This window comes from Streptomyces sp. NBC_01410 (assembly GCF_045040195.1).
Lineage (GTDB): Bacteria > Actinomycetota > Actinomycetes > Streptomycetales > Streptomycetaceae > Streptomyces.
Genome location: NZ_CP109530.1, coordinates 3,412,769 through 3,428,662, shown reverse-complemented (window position 1 = coordinate 3,428,662; position 15,894 = coordinate 3,412,769). Strand labels below are relative to the sequence as shown.

Here is a 15,894-nt window from a genome sequence, read left to right as displayed (position 1 = left end):
GCGGGGTGGGGGAGAAAAACCCCTCACACCGCCAAGTGGCGGACCTGATCCCACACCGTCGGGTCCACCACCCCCACCCGTCTCCTGAACCCCCACACCCCCACGTCCCTCAGCTCACCCGTCTCCAGAAAGCTCGGCCTCCCCTGCGCGTCCCCCACCGTCCCCGGTGGCAGGCAGATCACGCCCGGCCTCTCGTCGTGGTACTTGCTCGTGATCTTCGCGACCAGCGCCGTGTCGCCCCGTACCGAAAGCACCAGGCACGGTCTGTCCTTCGCTCGCGGGCGGTCCTCGTAGGGGACCTCCGCCCACCAGATTTCGCCCGGCTGCGGGCGACGCTTGGGGGCGCGGCCTGGGCCGGTCGGGCGGCCCGGCGGGCGGGCACGGCCGCCGGGGCGGCGGGCGTCCGATCGCCCGCGCCCGTCCATCACCGCGGCGACCAGCGCGATCACCACCACGGCGAGCACCGCGAGCCACCACGACGTGTCCATACCCCAGACGCTACCGGCGCACAGCCGGACGCGCGCGCTCCGTCCGAACCGGTGACAGCGCAGGTGAGTTCCCCCACAACGGCCCGCCACCGAGGAGCGACCAGCCGTTTCGCGCCTTACGCTCGACAAACCGCACGACTTTCCCCAGCCGTTGCCGGACACCACTGTTTTCCACCCACCGGCAGCAACCACATCGCCCCCGGCCCACCTTCAGCCCAAGAGCCCCGCACGAGTCAACGGAGGTTCAAGCTCCATGAAGCTCACCGTCGTCGGCTGCTCGGGGTCGTTCCCGTCCGCGGAATCGGCCTGTTCGAGCTACCTCGTAGAGGCCGACGGCTTCAGGCTGCTTCTCGACATGGGCAACGGTGCCCTCGGCGAGCTGCAGCGCCACATCGGTCTCTACGACCTCGATGCCGTTTTTCTCAGCCATCTCCACGCGGACCACTGCATCGACATGTGCGGATACTTCGTCGCCCGCTACTACCGCCAGGAGGGCCGCTGCGGTCCCTTGCCGGTCTACGGGCCGGAAGGCACCGAGCAGCGCCTGACCACCGCGTACGCGGACACCCCGTCGCCCACCTCCATGAGCGAGGTCTTCGACTTCCACACCCTGAAGTCCGGCAGCTTCGACATAGGCCCGTTCTCCATCCGTACGGAGCGGGTGGCCCATCCCGTCGAGGCGTACGCCATCCGCCTGGAGCACGCGGGCCGCACGCTGACGTACTCCGGCGACACCGGCGTCTGCGAGCCCCTGCACGAACTCGCCGTCGGCGCCGATCTGTTCCTGTGCGAGGCGTCCTTCACCTACGGCAAGGAGGACATCCCGGACCTCCACCTCAACGGGCGCGAGGCCGGTGCCCACGCCCGGCGCGCGAACGTCGGGCGGCTCGTGCTGACGCACATCCCGCCGTGGACGGACGGCTCGCAGAACCTTGCCGACGCCCGCGCGGTCTACGACGGCCCCACCGAACTGGCCGCCCCCGGCGCCGTCTACCACGTCTGATCTCCGGCTGATCCCGAGAAAAGCTGCAGCCCCTGCTTCCGCCGGGAAGCAGGGGCTGCGGTCCGCACGCCCTGGGAAAGCCTGAGGCCTACTTCGCCTCGGCCTTCTGCAGTTCCGCCAGCTCCTCGTCGGACTCGCGGCCCGGCGTCGGGAGGTTGAACCTGATGATCGCGAAGCGGAAGACCACGTAGTAGACGGCCGCGAAACACAGGCCGACCAGCGCGAGCCCCCACGGGTTGGACGCGATGCCCAGGTTCAGGAAGAAGTCCACCGCGCCGGCCGAGAAGCCGAAGCCGTCCTTCATTCCGAGCGACCAGGTCAGCGCCATGGAGACACCGGTGAGCACCGCGTGGATCGCGTACAGCGCCGGAGCGATGAACATGAAGGTGAACTCGATCGGCTCGGTCACACCGGTGACGAAGGACGTCAGCGCGAGCGAGAACATCATGCCGCCGATGACCTTGCGGCGCTCCGGGCGGGCACAGTGGACGATCGCGAGGCAGGCCGCCGGGAGGGCGAACATCATGATCGGGAAGAAGCCGGTCATGAACTGTCCGGCGGTCGGGTCACCGGCGAGGAAGCGGCCGATGTCGCCGCTCTTGCCCTCGTACGTACCGGCCTGGAACCACGGGAACGAGTTGAGCAGGTGGTGCATGCCGATCGGGATCAGCGCACGGTTGGCGACACCGAAGATGCCCGCGCCCGCGGCGCCGGAGCCCACCAGCCACTCACCGAAGTTGTGCAGACCGGTGCCGAGGACCGGCCAGATCAGGCCGAAGACGATGCCGATGACCAGGCCCGCGAAGGCGGAGAGGATCGGGACGAGACGGCGGCCGCCGAAGAAGCCCGCCCAGTCCGGGAGCTTGGTCCGGTAGAACTTCTGGTACAGCAGGGCGACGACGATGCCCATCACGACGCCGCCGAGGACCTTGGCGTCGACGGGTGCCTCGGTCATGACGATCTTGCCGTCGATGACCTTCGCGACCTTGTCCAGATTCGGGTCGGTGAACGTGGCCAGCACGTTCTTGAAGACCAGATAGCCGGCGACGGCCGCGAGCGCGGTCGAGCCGTCGGACTTCTTGGCGAAGCCGATCGCGATACCGACGGCGAACAGCAGCGCCATGTTGGCGAGGATCGCGTCGCCGCCGGCCGCCATGTAGCCGGCGAGCTTGGTGACGAACTCCGGGTAGGACTCCTTGCCGAGCATGTCGGGCTGGCCGAAACGGACCAGGAGCGCGGCGGCGGGCAGCACCGCGACCGGCAGCATGAGGCTGCGGCCGATGCGCTGCATGACGGCCATCGCGCCGGCGCCCGTCTTCTTCTTGTCCGCCTCGGGGGCGGCGCTTGCCGTGGTCATCAACTTCCTCCAAGTGGGCAAGGCGCCGCCGGGGACAGAAAACGGGGGAGGGCGGCGTCTCATGGGGAACGCGGTCAGACCCGCGTGGTCTACACCACTCAGTGGTGTAGACCTGTTTTAGCATGTGAGTGGCGGATAAGGAACCTCCGATTTCCGTGGGCCGGGCCATAGCGCGACATGCACGACATGAGGCCCTTGGACCGTGGGTCCAAGGGCCTCATGGGGTGTTACGTGTGACGCGCCTACTTGATGTTCTCCCGCTCCAGCTCGTCCCCGATCTCGTCCGGCTCCCGCCCCGGTGTCTCGATATTGAACCTGGTGATCGCGAACCGGAAGATCGCGTAATACACCACCGCGAAGCAGAGCCCGATCGGAATGATCAGCCACGGTTTGGTCGCCAGGCCCCAGTTGATGACGTAGTCGATCAGACCGGCCGAGAAGCTGAAGCCGTCATGGACGCCGAGTCCCCAGCTCACCGCCATCGAGACACCGGTCAGCAGCGCGTGGACCGCGTACAGCAGCGGGGCGACGAACAGGAACGAGTACTCGATCGGCTCGGTGATGCCGGTGACGAACGACGTCAGGGCGACCGAGAGCATCAGGCCGCCGATCTCCTTGCGGCGGTGCGGCTTGGCGCAGTGGGTGATGGCCAGCGCGGCGGCGGGGAGCGCGAACATCATGATCGGGAAGAAGCCCGTGGTGAACTGGCCCGCGTTCGGGTCGCCCGCCAGGAACATGGTGATGTCGCCGTGCACGACCGTGCCGTCCGGCTTGGTGTAGCTGCCGAACTGGAAGAAGATCGGCACGTTCAGGAACTGGTGCAGGCCGATCACCAGCAGCGCCCGGTTCGTGAGGCCGAAGAGGCCCGAACCCCAGGCGCCCAGACCCACCAGCCAGTCGCTGAAATTCTCGAGAGCGTCGCCAAGGGGCGGCCAGGCCCACAGGGAGAGGGCCGCGACCCCGATCGCGACGAAGGACATGATGATCGGGACGAGCCGTCGGCCGTTGAAGAAGCCGAGCCAGTCCACGAGCTTGGTGCGGTGATAGCGCTGCCAGAAGTAGGCGGTCAGCAGGCCGATGACGATGCCGCCGAAGACGCCCGGGTTCTGGTACGTGAATGCCGCGACCGATCCGTCGGGTGCCTGGCAGCCGAGGGCTGCCGCCTTTGCCCCGCCCACGCAGTCCTCGGGGAACTGGCGCAGGACGTTGTAGTAGACGAGGAAGCCGACCACGGCCGCGAGCGCGGTGGAGCCGTCGGACTTCCTGGCCATGCCGATCGCGACGCCGACGCAGAACAGCAGCGGCAGACCGAGGTTGCCGTCCAGCAGCGCGCCGCCCGCGCCCGCCATCACCTTGGCGACGTTGTCCCACCCGAGTCCGTCCGCGCCGAACACATCGGGCTGGCCGAGGCGGTTGAGGATGCCGGCGGCGGGGAGGACGGCGATGGGCAGCTGCAGGCTGCGGCCCATCTTCTGCAGCCCTTGGAAGGCGCCGCTCCACCACTTCTTCTGCGGCGCGGCGACGCTGTCGGAGCTCATCGGCGTCCTCCCGGAACATGCCGTGGTTTGGCAGGTGTTGCAGACTGGTGTAGACCAGTCGCGGTACGGTCCCCGCGCCCGGTCGCGGGACAGGCACCGGTGATCGTCATCATTCGGTACGAGGCGGTTACCCGCCCGCGAAGGTGGGCCAACCGTGCGTTACCGTGACGAAGCGGACCAATGGTGGACCGAGGCAGCGCTGAGCGCCCCATACGGGCGCTCTTGATACGCAGGGAGAAAGACATGGCCAGCAAGGCTGAGAAGATCGTCGCCGGGCTCGGCGGAATCGACAACATCGAGGAGATCGAGGGCTGCATCACCCGCCTCCGCACCGAAGTCGTCGACCCGAGCAAGGTCGACGAAGCCGCCCTGAAGGCCGCCGGCGCACACGGTGTCGTGAAGATGGGCACCGCGATCCAGGTCGTCATCGGCACCGACGCCGACCCGATCGCCGCGGACATCGAAGACATGATGTAGCGCACTCCCACCCGGGACTCCGCCCCCGACCCCCCCGACCCCCGCCGGTCCCCGAGGGGCGGAGTCCCCGCCCGAGTCCAGGCCGCTAGGCTCGACGCCATGTCTCGAATCGACGGCCGCACCCCCGAACAGCTCCGCCCGGTCACCATCGAACGCGGATGGAGCAAGCACGCCGAGGGCTCCGTCCTCATCGCCTTCGGCGACACCAAGGTCTTCTGCACCGCCTCGGTCACCGAAGGCGTCCCGCGCTGGCGCAAGGGCAGCGGCGAAGGCTGGGTCACCGCCGAGTACTCGATGCTGCCGCGCTCCACCAACACCCGCGGCGACCGCGAATCCGTACGCGGCAAGATCGGCGGACGTACGCACGAGATCTCCCGCCTCATCGGCCGCTCGCTGCGCGCGGTCATCGACTACAAGGCCCTCGGCGAGAACACCATCGTCCTGGACTGCGACGTCCTGCAGGCCGACGGCGGCACCCGCACCGCCGCGATCACCGGCGCCTACGTCGCGCTCGCCGACGCCGTCGCCTGGGCCCAGGGAAAGAAGCTCGTCAAGGCCGGCCGCCGGCCGCTCACCGGGACCGTCGCCGCCGTCAGCGTCGGCATCGTCGACGGCACCCCGCTCCTCGACCTCTGCTACGAGGAAGACGTACGCGCCGAGACCGACATGAACGTCGTCTGCACCGGCGACGGCCGCTTCGTCGAGGTGCAGGGCACCGCCGAGGCCGAACCCTTCGACCGCAAGGAGCTCAACGCGCTCCTGGACCTGGCGACCGGCGGCTGTGCCGACCTCGCCGTGCTCCAGCGCGATGCCCTCGAGAGGGCACTCGAAGGGTAAAGAAGCAACCAAGTACGCTCCACCGGGCGTCATCAGAACTACGGGCGCACGGGCCGAACCGTGCGCCCGTCCGTATCCGGAAGGACCGTTCCATGCCTGCGCGCCGCCGTATAGCCATCACGCTCGCCACAGCCGCCCTGCTCGTACCGATCACGGTCGGCTGCAGCGCCATCGACAAGGCACTCGACTGCGTCGAGACCGCCGACGCCATCGCCACCAGCGTCGACAAGCTCCAGCAGGCGGTCTCGACCGCAGCCGACGACCCGACGCAGGCCAAGGAAGCGCTCGACGACATCGACCGCGAACTGAAGAACCTCAGCGACAAGACCGACAACGCCGACCTGAGCAAGGCCGTCGACAACCTCAACACAGGCGTCGACAACGTCCGCAAGTCGATCGAGAACGGCGACAGCACCCCCGACATCAAGCCCGTCACCGACGCGGCGGCCGAGATCGGCAAGGTCTGCACATCCTGATAAAGGGTCCCCGAGCCCGGATAATCAGGAGCATGACCCGACTGATCCTCGCCACTCGCAACACCGGGAAAATCACCGAGCTGAAGGCCATCCTCGCCGACGCGGGCCTCACCCACGAACTCGTCGGCGCGGATGCCTATCCCGACATTCCCGACGTCAAGGAAACCGGCGTCACCTTCGTCGAGAACGCGCTGCTCAAGGCGCACACCCTCGCCCAGGCCACCGGCTTTGCGGCCGTCGCCGACGACTCCGGCCTCTGCGTCGACGTCCTCGGCGGCGCGCCCGGCATCTTCTCCGCCCGCTGGGCCGGCCGCCACGGCGACGACAGGGCAAACCTCACCCTGCTCCTGGACCAGCTCTCCGACATCGACGAACTCCACCGCGGCGCCCACTTCGCCTGCGCGGCGGCGCTCGCCCTGCCCGACGGTACGGAACGCGTCGTCGAGGGCCGCCTGCGCGGCACCCTGCGCTACGCCCCCGAGGGCTCGGGCGGCTTCGGCTACGACCCGATCCTGCAGCCGGAGGGCGACACGCGCACCTGCGCCGAACTGACTCCTGAGGAGAAGAACGCGATCAGTCACCGGGGACAGGCGTTTCGGGCGCTGGTCCCGGTGGTGCGGGAGCTCCTGGGCTGACACCGCTATGCCGAAGGGCGCCGCACCAAGATGGTGCGGCGCCCTTCGACAGAGACGTTTCGCGGTGCGCGAGGAGGGACTCGAACCCTCACGCCACTAGGACACTGGTACCTAAAACCAGCCTGTCTCACCAATTCCAGCACTCGCGCGTGTCCGCATCCTACAAGGCGCTACAGGCCGCCCGAAGGGGCCTGAGCGACGGTGCCCAGGGGCCCACGCCGGTTGCGACACCAGGTGTCCGTGAGGGCGTGACAGTTCGGGCAGAGATAGCGGAGATTCTCGGGGCGATTGTCGAGCCAGTCGCCGTTGATGTGGTCGATCTGAAGTGTGATCGGCTGTCCGCGCCACTCGCCAGAGTTCCCGCAGAATGCGCATCGGTACGGCACGCCGATCTCCTCCAGCGCCCTATGAAGTCTGCGACGGTTGGTCCGCGGCGAACCCGGGGGCAGGACCACGAGAGTCGTCGGCCCAACCGGCTCGGTGACTTGAACCCGTACGGATCCCCACGGGCGGCGCTTGAAATGCGCGGTGTCGAGGTCGAGTTGAGCGCCCTTGCGGCGTACGCGGCGGTGATTCGTGTCGTTCACGGCGAGGCCGAGGATGCGCATGACCTCGGCGTAGCTCGTGGCCTGAGTCACGGCAGAGCGCAGCGCCTCGTCCCGGATCGTCACGCGCGAGTTCCGGAAGTGACTGGTGTCGATGGCTCGCTCCCTGAGCATTCGACCGAGTGCGGCGCGCGACCGGCTGTCGTCGTCGGGGACGCCGAGCGCGCGGGCCACACCTCGGATGCTGTCGGACGACGCGGCGGCGCACCTCAGATCCTCCGTGGTGAACGGCAAGTCGATCTGCTTGCGGCTCATACCCGGAAAGTGGCTGATGTCGATGCCGGCGGCGGCAATCCGGCGCCTGATGTGAGACAAGGTTCCTGTGGCAGGTGTGGCACCGAGTTTGTCGGCGACCTCACGCAGCGTGGTCGAGGACGCCACAGCCTCGGCTATCGCCTCGTCCGGATACTTGCGCCAGGGGCTGCGCTGCTTGAAGTGGCCTGTGTCCAGTCCGTGTTCGGCGACCTTCTCCTGAAGAACCCGACGCTGTCCGCCGCTCGCCTTGAGGCCCAGTCGTCTCATCAGGTCCGCCCAGCCCTGTGCGGCGGCGACGGCTTCCGCCAGCTTCACCCGCTGGTACCGGTCGAGCATTACGCATCCCCTCCGTCTCGGTCGCACGTTCTCAATCTCGTACTGACCAACGAACCGAAGATCGGATGGTCACCCCCGACATACGGAACGGCCCCGCAACTGCTCCCACGGGAGCGAGGCGGGGCCGTTCCGAAGCGGCGTAGGCGATCAGATGCCGAGGTCCTTGATGATCTTGGCGACATGGCCGGTCGCCTTGACGTTGTACAGGGCGCGCTCGACCTTGCCCTCCTCGTCGACGATCACCGTCGACCGGATGACACCGGTCACCGTCTTCCCGTACAGCTTCTTCTCGCCGAAGGCGCCGTACGCCTCCAGCGTCTCCTTGGACGGGTCGCCGACCAGCGTCACCTTCAGGGACTCCTGCTCACGGAACTTCGCCAGCTTCTCCGGCTTGTCCGGGGACACGCCGATCACGTCGTAGCCCGCGCCCGCCAGCAGCTCCAGGTTGTCCGTGAAATCGCAGGCCTGCTTGGTGCAGCCGGGGGTCAGGGCGGCCGAGTAGAAGTAGACGATGACCTTGCGGCCCTTGTGGTCCGCGAGCGAGACCTCGTTGCCGTCCGCGTCGGGCAGCGTGAAGTCGGGGGCGGTGTCGCCGGGCTGGAGTCGCTCGCTCATGGTTCTCCTCGAAAGACGTGCTGGGGGTGAGGTGAGGGTGTACGCCGTCGAGCGTAATAGGGGTGCCGTGGGGTGCGGGAGCCGCCGAGCTGACAGACTGTCGATGACGGACCAACGGAAACGACGACGGAGGCAGCGCGGTGTCGGATGCCAGGACCCCTGCGCAGATCGAGGCGGACATCGTCCGCAGGCGCGAGCAGCTCGCGGAGATGCTCGACGAGATCGGCGTGCGGGTGCACCCGAAGACGGTCATCGGCGATGCCAGGGCCAGGGTTGCGTCGACCGTGGACCAGACGGCGGGCCGCGCCGTCGTCGCGGTGAACCGTACGGTGTCCGACATCAAGGCGCAGTTCGTCAAGGAGGACGGGGCCCCGCGGCTGGAGCGCCTGGTGCCGGTGGCGTTGGTGGCTGTGGGAATCGTGGGGCTGCTCGCGGTGTCGGCGAGAAGGCGGCGGCGGTGACCCTCGGGCGTACGGAACGCTCGCTGACAGGTAGGTTCGACTCGTGAGCGCCAACAGCCATGACCCCAGCACCACCCATGACAAGCTGCCGATCCGGATGCTGCACGACCGCGTGCTGGTCAGGACCGACATCCCGGAGGGGGAGCGGCGTTCCAGCGGCGGCATCGTCATTCCGGCGACCGCGGCGGTCGGGCGGCGCCTGGCCTGGGCAGGGGTGGTCGCCGTCGGGCAGAACGTCCGCACTGTGGAGCCGGGCGACCGGGTGCTGTACGACCCCGAGGACCGCGCCGAGGTCGAGGTGCGGGGCGTCGCGTACGTGCTGATGCGTGAGCGCGATCTGCACGCCGTCGCCGCGGACCGTTTCCAGGGCTCCGAGGACTCCACCGGGCTGTATCTCTAAGCGGCGTCTGTACCTCGAAGGGCTGGTGGCACAGGTCACCAGCCCTTCTGTCTGCCCTTTGCTACCGTGGATGCACCCGACGAGACGCGCCGTACCGGGTTTGCCGCAAAGACGACGCACCGCCCGAAGTTCCGCGTCTCGGAGGTGCCGTCATGGCCTGGGTTCTGCTTGTTGTCGCCGGTCTGCTCGAGGTCGGCTGGTCGATCGGAATGAAGTTCACCGAGGGGTTCACCCGGCTGTGGCCGAGCGTGTTCACCGGTCTCGGGATCGTCGCCAGCATGATGCTGTTGTCGCACGCCGCCAGGAGCCTGCCGATCGGCACGGCGTACGGCGTCTGGGTCGGCATCGGCGCGGCCGGTGCCGCCGTGGTCGGCATGGTCGCGCTGAACGAGCCCGCGACCGCGGCCCGGATCTTCTTCGTCTGTCTGCTGCTGGTCGCGGTGGTCGGCCTCAAGGCGACCTCGGGTCACTGACGGCCGGTCGTGGGTTTGCTGCCCCCGCGCCCGCCCCCGCCTTCGCCCCAGTCTGACGTCCCGCCGCCCGTGTCGGTCCCGCCGATGATTCCGCCGGCCGTCGTGCCCCCTTCCGTTGTCCCTCCGGTGCCCGTGCCCCCATCGGTGGTTCCTCCGTCCGCCGTCCCGCCGTCGGTCTGCCCGCCGTCGGTCTGCCCGCCGTCCGTGGTGCCGCCGTCGTCCGTGCCGCCGTCCGTCTGGCCGCCGTCGGTCTGTCCCTGGTCCTGCCCCTGCGTCTGTCCCTGGTCCTGGCCCTGCGTGTCGTCGGGGGGCAGGCTCGGCCAGCTGGACCCCGGCGCCTGCGAGGGCTCGGCCGGGGGCTCCTCCTCCACCGGGGGCTCGACCTCGTCCGCGCCTTCCTGCAGGTCCAGGTCGAACTCCTCGACGTCGGAGTCCTCCAGCGCGAGCCCGGTGAACTGCCCCCAGATCTTCGCCGGGGCCCCGCCGCCGTTGATCCGCGGCAGACCCAGCGCCCCGTACAGCGGCTTGTGCGCCCCGGTGGCCGGGTCCTGGCCCATCACCGCGACCACCGTCGCCAGGTCCGGGGTGTATCCCGCGAACCAGGCCGCCTGGTCCTCCTCCGCCGTGCCGGTCTTGCCGGCGGCCGGGCGGCCCGCGGACTGGGCCTCGGTGCCCGTGCCGCCGTCGACCACGCTCTGCAGGATCGAGGTCGTCGTGTCGGCGGCCTCCCGGCTGACGGCCTGTTCGGGTTCCTCCTTGGGCAGCTGAACGTCGACGCCGTCCTTGGAGACCTTCTCGACCAGGGTGTACGTGCCGTGCCTGCCGTGGTTGGCGAGCGTCGCGTACGCCTCGGCCATGTCGAGGACGCTCGCGGTCGCGGGACCGAGCGCGATGGAGGGCGAGGCGGTCAGGTCCGGGGTGCTCGCGGGGATCCCCAGGGCGATCGCCGTCTTCCTGACCCTGGCGGGCCCGACGTCCATGGCCATCTGCGCGTACACCGCGTTGACGGACCTGTCGGTGGCGGTGCGGACGGTGATGGGGCCGTACGAGACGTCGTCCTCGTTGGCGGGGGCGTAGGGCTTTCCGCTCCATCCCTGGACGGGGCGTCTGTTGGTGCCGTCGTAGACCGTGTTGGGGGTGATGCGCCCGCCGTCCTGGGTCCCGGAGTCGTGCGAGACGGCGGAGGTGAAGACGAACGGCTTGAAGGTGGAGCCGACTTGGTAGTCGCGGCGGGTCGCGTTGTTGACGTACTGCTTGGTGTAGTCGACGCCGCCGTACATGGCGAGGACCTTGCCGGTGGCCGGGTCGATGGAGGCGCCGCCGACCCGGACATTGCGGTCGGCCTCGCGGTCCGGGTCGAGTTTGGACATCACCTGGTCGTCGACCGCCTCCTTGAAGGCGTTCTGCTTGTCGCGCTCCAGCGTGGTGGTGATCCGGTAGCCGCCGGTGGCCAGGGTGTTCTCGTCGATGATCTTGTTGTTGGTGAGGTAGTCCTCGACGGCCTGGACGATATAGCCGCGCTGGCCCGAGAGCCCGGTCGCGGGCTTCGCCGTCTGCGGCACCGGGAACGTCATGGCCGCGCGCCCGGCGGGGCTGAGCCACTGCTTCTTGACCATGCCCTCGAGGGTGTAGTTCCAGCGGGCGAGCGCGGCGGCCCGGTTCTCCGGATGCGTGGCGACGTCGTACACGCTCGGGGCGTTGAGCAGAGAGGCGAGATAGGCGCCCTCCGACGTGTCGATGTCGGCGATGTCCTTGCCGTAGTACGCCTGGGCAGCGGCCTGGATGCCGTAGGCGTTGCGCCCGAAGTAACTGGTGTTGAGATAGCCCTCGAGGATGTCGCCCTTGCCCTCCTCGCGCCCCAGCTTGATCGCGATGAAGAACTCCTTCCACTTCCGCGAGATCGTCTGCTCCTGGCCCAGGTAGTAGTTCTTGACGTACTGCTGGGTGATGGTGGAGCCGGACTGCCTGCCCTTGCCGGTCAGGGTGTTCCAGGCGGCGCGGACCATCGCCTTGGGGTCGACGGCGCGCTCGGAGTAGAAGTCCCGGTCCTCGGCGGCCAGTACGGCCCGCTGCGCGGTCAGCGGGACCTGCGCGAGGGTCACGTTCTCGCGGTTGACCTCGCCGTCGCGGACGATCTGCGTGCCGTCCTTGTAGAGATACACATTGGACTGGGCGGTGGCCGTGGCATTGGCGGGCGGGATGTCGACGAGCATGTAGCCGGCCAGGAAGCCGCCGATCAGCAGCAGGGCGACGAGCAGGACCGTGCCGAGCACCATCCGCCAGGTGGGGATGACGCGGCGCCAGCCGGTGTGCCCGGGACGGGCCTTGGGGCCCTTCTTCTCCGGCGCGGGCCCGGTACCCGGTCCGGCGGCGGTCGCGTCCCGGGGTGTCCAGCCCTGCTGCTGTGGCTCGTCACTCATAGGCCCATACTGCCCTTTTGGGTGGGTTATCCATCGCAGCCCGGACCTCCGGCGTAAAAGCCGTCGCGGCGGCCACGGCGCTGGGCTAGGGTCGTGCGCTTTGGTGCCTTCACGGGGAGGGAGTCCAGGTGCGGCTGTACGCGGCCGTTGCGGCGGGCGGCTTCCGGCGCCATGCGACGTACCGGATGGCCACGGCGGCGGGGGTGTTCACGAACACCGTCTTCGGCTTCATCCTGGCGTACACCTATCAGGCCCTCTGGGACGAGCGGCCCCACCTGGGTGGTTACGACATGCCCGAGGCGCTCACCTATGTGTGGATCGGCCAGGCGCTGCTGGCCACCGCCGGGCTGATGGGCGGCGGCTTCGAGGACGAGCTGATCGAGCGGATCAAGACGGGCGACATCGCCGTCGACCTCTACCGGCCGGTTGACCTCCAACTGTGGTGGTTCTCGGCCAACTTGGGGCGCGCCGCCTTCCATCTGCTCGGGCGCGGCGTGGTGCCGATGATCGTCGGCGCGCTCGCCTTCGACCTCGCGCTGCCGTCCAGTCCGCTCACCTGGCCGGCCTTTCTCCTGTCGGTGGCGCTGGGGGTGACCGTCAGCTTCGCGGTCTGGTACCTGGTGGCGCTGAGCGCGTTCTGGATGATGGACGGTGCCGGTACGGCCCATATCGCCTGGCTCGCGGGCATGTTCTTCTCCGGGATGCTGCTGCCGCTGACCGTCTTCCCCGGCGCGCTGGGCGAGGTCGCGCGGGCGCTGCCCTGGGCGTCGATGCTCCAGGTCCCGGCGGATGTCTTCCTGGAGAAGCGCACGGGGTGGGGACTGGTGCAGGCGTACGCGTTCCAGCTCGGCTGGGCGGTCGTCCTGCTTGCCGCGGGGCGCCTCGTGCAGTCCGCGGCCACCCGGAGGGTGGTGGTGCAGGGTGGGTGAGTCCTGGCGTACGTACCGGATGATCGCGGCGATGTGGATTCGCTCCACGATGACGTACCGCTTCTCCTTCGCGATGTCCCTCTGCTCCAACTTCACCGCGACGATCTTCGACTTCGTGGTCATCGTGCTGATGTTCAGCCAGGTGGACGGCCTGGGAGGCTTCTCCTTCGCCGAGGTGGCCTTCCTGTACGGCACCACCGGCACCGCCTTCGGGCTCGCGGACCTGGCGATGGGGCAGGTCAACAGGCTGGGGAGGCGGGTGCGGGACGGGACGCTCGACACCCTCCTCGTACGGCCGGTGCCGGTACTGGCACAGGTAGCGGCGGACCGGTTCGCACTGCGCCGCCTCGGACGTATCAGCCAGGGCCTGCTGGTGCTGATCTGGTCGCTGGTCATCGTCGACGTGGAGTGGACGGCCGTAAAGGTGGCGATGCTGCCGCTGATGGTGGTCTGCGGCTCGCTGATCTTCTCGGCGGTGATGGTGGCGGGTGCGTCCTTCCAGTTCTGGGCGCAGGACGCGTCGGAGGTCACCAACTCCTTTACGTACGGCGGCAATACGCTGCTGCAGTACCCGCCGACGATATTCGCGCAGGACCTGGTGCGCGGGGTCGTCTACGTCGTGCCGCTGGCCTTCGTCAACTGGCTGCCGGCGCTGTATGTCCTGGGGCGCGACGCTCCGGCCGGTGTGCCGGGCTGGACGGCCTTCCTGTCACCGTTCGTCGCCGCGGCCTGCTGTCTGCTCGCCGCACTCGCATGGCGGACGGCCCTTCGTTCGTACCGCAGCACGGGGAGCTGAGAGCGCATGGACTTCATCGAGCTGGACGGCGTCGAGAAGGTCTTCGACGTACGCCGCAAGGCGGGCAGGCTGCGGCGCGAGAAGCACCAGGTGCGCGCGGTCGACGGGATCAGCTTCCGGGTGCCGCGCGGCGAGATGGTCGGCTACATCGGCCCCAACGGCGCCGGAAAGTCCACCACGATCAAGATGCTGACGGGCATCCTGACCCCCAGCGGCGGGCGGCTGCGGGTCGCGGGCATCGACCCGTCCCGGGAGCGCACGCGCCTCGCGCAGCGTATCGGCGTGGTCTTCGGGCAGCGCACGACCCTGTGGTGGGACCTGCCGCTGAAGGACTCGTACCGCCTGGTGCACCGGATGTACCGGATCCCCGACAAGCGCTTCCGCGAGAACCTCGACCGCTGTGTCGAACTCCTCGACCTGGCCGAGCTGTTGGACGTGCCCGTACGGCAGCTCTCGCTCGGCCAGCGGATGCGCGGCGACATCGCGGCGGCGCTGCTGCACGACCCCGAGGTGCTGTATCTGGACGAGCCGACCATCGGGCTCGACGTGATCTCCAAGGCGAAGGTCCGGGACTTCCTGCGCGACCTCAACACCGAGCAGGAGACGACGGTGCTGCTCACGACGCACGACCTCACCGACATCGAGCAGCTGTGCAAGCGCGTGATGGTCATCGACCACGGTCGGCTGATGTATGACGGGGCGCTCGCCGGTCTCCACGAGGTGGGGGAGAGCGAACGCACGCTGGTGGTGGACCTCGAACGCGAACTGCCGCCGATCGTCATGGACTTGGCCCGTACGGTGAAGATCGAGGGCCCGCGGCAGTGGCTCGCGTTCCCCGCGTCCCAGTCCGCGGCCCCGCTGGTGGCCGCGCTCGCCGACAAGTATCCGCTGGTGGATCTGTCGGTACGGGAGCCGGACATCGAGGCAGTGATCGCCAAGATGTACGCGGAGCGCTCCGGGCTGTAGCCCCTGCGCTGCGACCGGGGGCGGTGCTGGATAGTCTTCGAGCATGAGCGAACTCCCGGAGATGCGCGCCTCCGACGCCGAGCGTGAGCGGATTGCCGAGCGGCTGCGAGAGGCGGTGGCGGAGGGCAGGCTCGACATGGAGGAGTTCGGGCAGCGCCTGGACGCGGCATACAAGGCACGTACGCACGGCGAGCTGGAACCCCTGGTCAGCGACCTCCCGCTGATGGGCACGACCCCCGCCGCACCGCTGGCGGCCACCGGTTCGGGCAACTGGGCCCAGCGCGTGGGCGGCCCGCCGACCTCCAAGGGCGCGTTCGCCTTCTGGGGCGGCTTCGGGCGCAAGGGCACCTGGACGGTGGCCCGGAAGTTCACCGGCTTCGCGATGATGGGCGGCGGCGAACTCGACCTGCGCGAGGCCCGCTTCGAGGACCGGGTGACCGTGATCCGCTGCTTCGCGATCATGGGCGGGGTCAGCATCGTGGTACCCCCCGACCTGAACGTCGAGGTCAACGGCATCGGCTTCATGGGCGGCTTCGCCGAACAGGGCGAGGGCAACCCGGACCCGTCGGCGCCCCGCGTGGTCATCTCGGGCTTCGCGCTGATGGGCGGTGTGGGTGTCGAGCGCAAGCGCACGAAGGCGGAGAAGCAGCGCCTCAAGGCGGAACGGGAAGAGGAAAAGCGGGCGCGCCTGGAGAAGGACGAGAAGGACGACCGCAAGGAGCTCGGCTGAGCCTTTTCAGCCCTGGGGGCGACATTCAGCCCCTCCGGCGATTGAGGAGCGGGGTTCGGGGCGGAGCCCCGGCGGGGTCTGGGGCGGAGCCCCAGTT

General features: G+C 68.8%; 18 protein-coding genes, 1 tRNA gene and 1 riboswitch. Of the genes, 12 read left to right on the top strand and 7 right to left on the bottom strand.

Annotated elements, in window-relative coordinates; genetic code table 11:
* Positions 1-23: 23 nt before the first annotated feature.
* Positions 24-488 carry a type II toxin-antitoxin system PemK/MazF family toxin gene (locus tag OG741_RS15655; protein WP_405598236.1) on the bottom strand — a complete coding sequence of 155 codons (465 nt, stop codon included), beginning with the start codon at positions 486-488 and terminating at the stop codon, positions 24-26.
* Positions 489-741: 253 nt separating this feature from the next.
* Between OG741_RS15655 and OG741_RS15650 the strand changes: the two genes are divergently transcribed.
* Positions 742-1,491, top strand: coding sequence for an MBL fold metallo-hydrolase (locus tag OG741_RS15650; protein ID WP_405598233.1), 750 nt, complete (start codon positions 742-744; stop codon positions 1,489-1,491).
* Positions 1,492-1,579: 88 nt separating this feature from the next.
* Here OG741_RS15650 and OG741_RS15645 read toward each other — a convergent pair whose 3' ends face one another.
* Together OG741_RS15645 and OG741_RS15640 are read right to left on the bottom strand one after the other, a co-directional pair.
* Positions 1,580-2,848, bottom strand: a complete 1,269-nt coding sequence (locus tag OG741_RS15645; protein ID WP_405598230.1) for a PTS transporter subunit EIIC — start codon at positions 2,846-2,848, stop codon at positions 1,580-1,582.
* Between the two features lie 242 nt (positions 2,849-3,090).
* Positions 3,091-4,386, bottom strand: a complete 1,296-nt coding sequence (locus OG741_RS15640; RefSeq protein ID WP_405598228.1) for a PTS transporter subunit EIIC — start codon at positions 4,384-4,386, stop codon at positions 3,091-3,093.
* A gap of 243 nt (positions 4,387-4,629) precedes the next feature.
* Here OG741_RS15640 and OG741_RS15635 point away from each other — a divergent pair, with 243 nt between their 5' ends.
* From OG741_RS15635 to rdgB, 4 genes are all read left to right on the top strand, one after another.
* The gene (locus OG741_RS15635) at positions 4,630-4,863 is read left to right on the top strand and encodes a glucose PTS transporter subunit EIIB (RefSeq protein ID WP_142217368.1); all 234 of its coding nucleotides are present in this window, start codon (positions 4,630-4,632) and stop codon (positions 4,861-4,863) included.
* 99 nt (positions 4,864-4,962) lie between these two features.
* A complete protein-coding gene (gene rph, locus OG741_RS15630; RefSeq protein ID WP_405598225.1) occupies positions 4,963-5,700 on the top strand; it encodes a ribonuclease PH in 738 nt (245 codons plus the stop codon).
* 92 nt (positions 5,701-5,792) lie between these two features.
* Positions 5,793-6,176: a hypothetical protein gene (locus OG741_RS15625; protein ID WP_405598223.1), complete on the top strand. Its 384-nt coding sequence runs from the start codon at positions 5,793-5,795 to the stop codon at positions 6,174-6,176.
* A gap of 32 nt (positions 6,177-6,208) precedes the next feature.
* Entirely contained in the window at positions 6,209-6,811 is a 603-nt protein-coding gene (rdgB, locus tag OG741_RS15620) for an RdgB/HAM1 family non-canonical purine NTP pyrophosphatase (protein ID WP_405598220.1), read from the top strand.
* A 65-nt stretch (positions 6,812-6,876) separates the two neighbouring features.
* Here the strand turns inward: rdgB and OG741_RS15615 are convergent.
* From OG741_RS15615 to bcp, 3 genes are all read right to left on the bottom strand, one after another.
* Positions 6,877-6,960: transfer RNA gene (locus OG741_RS15615), tRNA-Leu, on the bottom strand.
* Positions 6,961-6,981: 21 nt separating this feature from the next.
* Complete coding sequence (locus tag OG741_RS15610) at positions 6,982-8,007, bottom strand: HNH endonuclease (protein WP_405598218.1); 1,026 nt, start codon at positions 8,005-8,007, stop codon at positions 6,982-6,984.
* A 147-nt stretch (positions 8,008-8,154) separates the two neighbouring features.
* Positions 8,155-8,622, bottom strand: a complete 468-nt coding sequence (gene bcp / locus OG741_RS15605; protein WP_405598215.1) for a thioredoxin-dependent thiol peroxidase — start codon at positions 8,620-8,622, stop codon at positions 8,155-8,157.
* Positions 8,623-8,762: 140 nt separating this feature from the next.
* On the opposite strand from bcp, the gene OG741_RS15600 reads away from it, so the two are divergent.
* The 3 genes from OG741_RS15600 (at position 8,763) to OG741_RS15590 (ending at position 9,956) form a co-directional block, all read left to right on the top strand.
* Positions 8,763-9,083 carry a DUF3618 domain-containing protein gene (locus OG741_RS15600; protein ID WP_405598212.1) on the top strand — a complete coding sequence of 107 codons (321 nt, stop codon included), beginning with the start codon at positions 8,763-8,765 and terminating at the stop codon, positions 9,081-9,083.
* Positions 9,084-9,126: 43 nt separating this feature from the next.
* Positions 9,127-9,483 (top strand): co-chaperone GroES, encoded by a 357-nt coding sequence (locus tag OG741_RS15595; protein ID WP_266476044.1) that lies wholly within the window; start codon positions 9,127-9,129, stop codon positions 9,481-9,483.
* A 55-nt stretch (positions 9,484-9,538) separates the two neighbouring features.
* A riboswitch (guanidine-III (ykkC-III) riboswitch) is annotated at positions 9,539-9,604 on the top strand.
* 31 nt (positions 9,605-9,635) lie between these two features.
* Positions 9,636-9,956 carry a DMT family transporter gene (locus OG741_RS15590; protein ID WP_405598208.1) on the top strand — a complete coding sequence of 107 codons (321 nt, stop codon included), beginning with the start codon at positions 9,636-9,638 and terminating at the stop codon, positions 9,954-9,956.
* Here OG741_RS15590 and OG741_RS15585 read toward each other — a convergent pair.
* The gene (locus tag OG741_RS15585) at positions 9,950-12,376 is read right to left on the bottom strand and encodes a transglycosylase domain-containing protein (RefSeq protein ID WP_405598206.1); all 2,427 of its coding nucleotides are present in this window, start codon (positions 12,374-12,376) and stop codon (positions 9,950-9,952) included. The genes OG741_RS15590 and OG741_RS15585 overlap by 7 nt on opposite strands.
* A 128-nt stretch (positions 12,377-12,504) precedes the next feature.
* Here OG741_RS15585 and OG741_RS15580 point away from each other — a divergent pair, with 128 nt between their 5' ends.
* From OG741_RS15580 to OG741_RS15565, 4 genes are all read left to right on the top strand, one after another.
* Complete coding sequence (locus OG741_RS15580; protein WP_405598203.1) at positions 12,505-13,305, top strand: ABC transporter permease; 801 nt, start codon at positions 12,505-12,507, stop codon at positions 13,303-13,305.
* 19 nt (positions 13,306-13,324) lie between these two features.
* Positions 13,325-14,101 carry an ABC transporter permease gene (locus tag OG741_RS15575; RefSeq protein ID WP_405605586.1) on the top strand — a complete coding sequence of 259 codons (777 nt, stop codon included), beginning with the start codon at positions 13,325-13,327 and terminating at the stop codon, positions 14,099-14,101.
* Between the two features lie 6 nt (positions 14,102-14,107).
* Entirely contained in the window at positions 14,108-15,067 is a 960-nt protein-coding gene (locus OG741_RS15570; protein ID WP_405598200.1) for an ATP-binding cassette domain-containing protein, read from the top strand.
* 61 nt (positions 15,068-15,128) lie between these two features.
* A complete protein-coding gene (locus OG741_RS15565) occupies positions 15,129-15,797 on the top strand; it encodes a DUF1707 domain-containing protein (protein ID WP_405605584.1) in 669 nt (222 codons plus the stop codon).
* Positions 15,798-15,894: the final 97 nt, after the last annotated feature.

What these genes read in the sequence shown, in the direction of transcription:
- OG741_RS15655 (WP_405598236.1), bottom strand. Translation starts at nt 488, where the DNA reads ATGGACACGTCGTGGTGGCTCGCGGTGCTCGCCGTGGTGGTGATCGCG.
- OG741_RS15650 (WP_405598233.1), top strand. Translation starts at nt 742, where the DNA reads ATGAAGCTCACCGTCGTCGGCTGCTCGGGGTCGTTCCCGTCCGCGGAA.
- OG741_RS15645 (WP_405598230.1), bottom strand. Translation starts at nt 2,848, where the DNA reads ATGACCACGGCAAGCGCCGCCCCCGAGGCGGACAAGAAGAAGACGGGC.
- OG741_RS15640 (WP_405598228.1), bottom strand. Translation starts at nt 4,386, where the DNA reads ATGAGCTCCGACAGCGTCGCCGCGCCGCAGAAGAAGTGGTGGAGCGGC.
- OG741_RS15635 (WP_142217368.1), top strand. Translation starts at nt 4,630, where the DNA reads ATGGCCAGCAAGGCTGAGAAGATCGTCGCCGGGCTCGGCGGAATCGAC.
- rph (WP_405598225.1), top strand. Translation starts at nt 4,963, where the DNA reads ATGTCTCGAATCGACGGCCGCACCCCCGAACAGCTCCGCCCGGTCACC.
- OG741_RS15625 (WP_405598223.1), top strand. Translation starts at nt 5,793, where the DNA reads ATGCCTGCGCGCCGCCGTATAGCCATCACGCTCGCCACAGCCGCCCTG.
- rdgB (WP_405598220.1), top strand. Translation starts at nt 6,209, where the DNA reads ATGACCCGACTGATCCTCGCCACTCGCAACACCGGGAAAATCACCGAG.
- OG741_RS15610 (WP_405598218.1), bottom strand. Translation starts at nt 8,007, where the DNA reads ATGCTCGACCGGTACCAGCGGGTGAAGCTGGCGGAAGCCGTCGCCGCC.
- bcp (WP_405598215.1), bottom strand. Translation starts at nt 8,622, where the DNA reads ATGAGCGAGCGACTCCAGCCCGGCGACACCGCCCCCGACTTCACGCTG.
- OG741_RS15590 (WP_405598208.1), top strand. Translation starts at nt 9,636, where the DNA reads ATGGCCTGGGTTCTGCTTGTTGTCGCCGGTCTGCTCGAGGTCGGCTGG.
- OG741_RS15585 (WP_405598206.1), bottom strand. Translation starts at nt 12,376, where the DNA reads ATGAGTGACGAGCCACAGCAGCAGGGCTGGACACCCCGGGACGCGACC.
- OG741_RS15575 (WP_405605586.1), top strand. Translation starts at nt 13,325, where the DNA reads ATGATCGCGGCGATGTGGATTCGCTCCACGATGACGTACCGCTTCTCC.
- OG741_RS15570 (WP_405598200.1), top strand. Translation starts at nt 14,108, where the DNA reads ATGGACTTCATCGAGCTGGACGGCGTCGAGAAGGTCTTCGACGTACGC.
- OG741_RS15565 (WP_405605584.1), top strand. Translation starts at nt 15,129, where the DNA reads ATGCGCGCCTCCGACGCCGAGCGTGAGCGGATTGCCGAGCGGCTGCGA.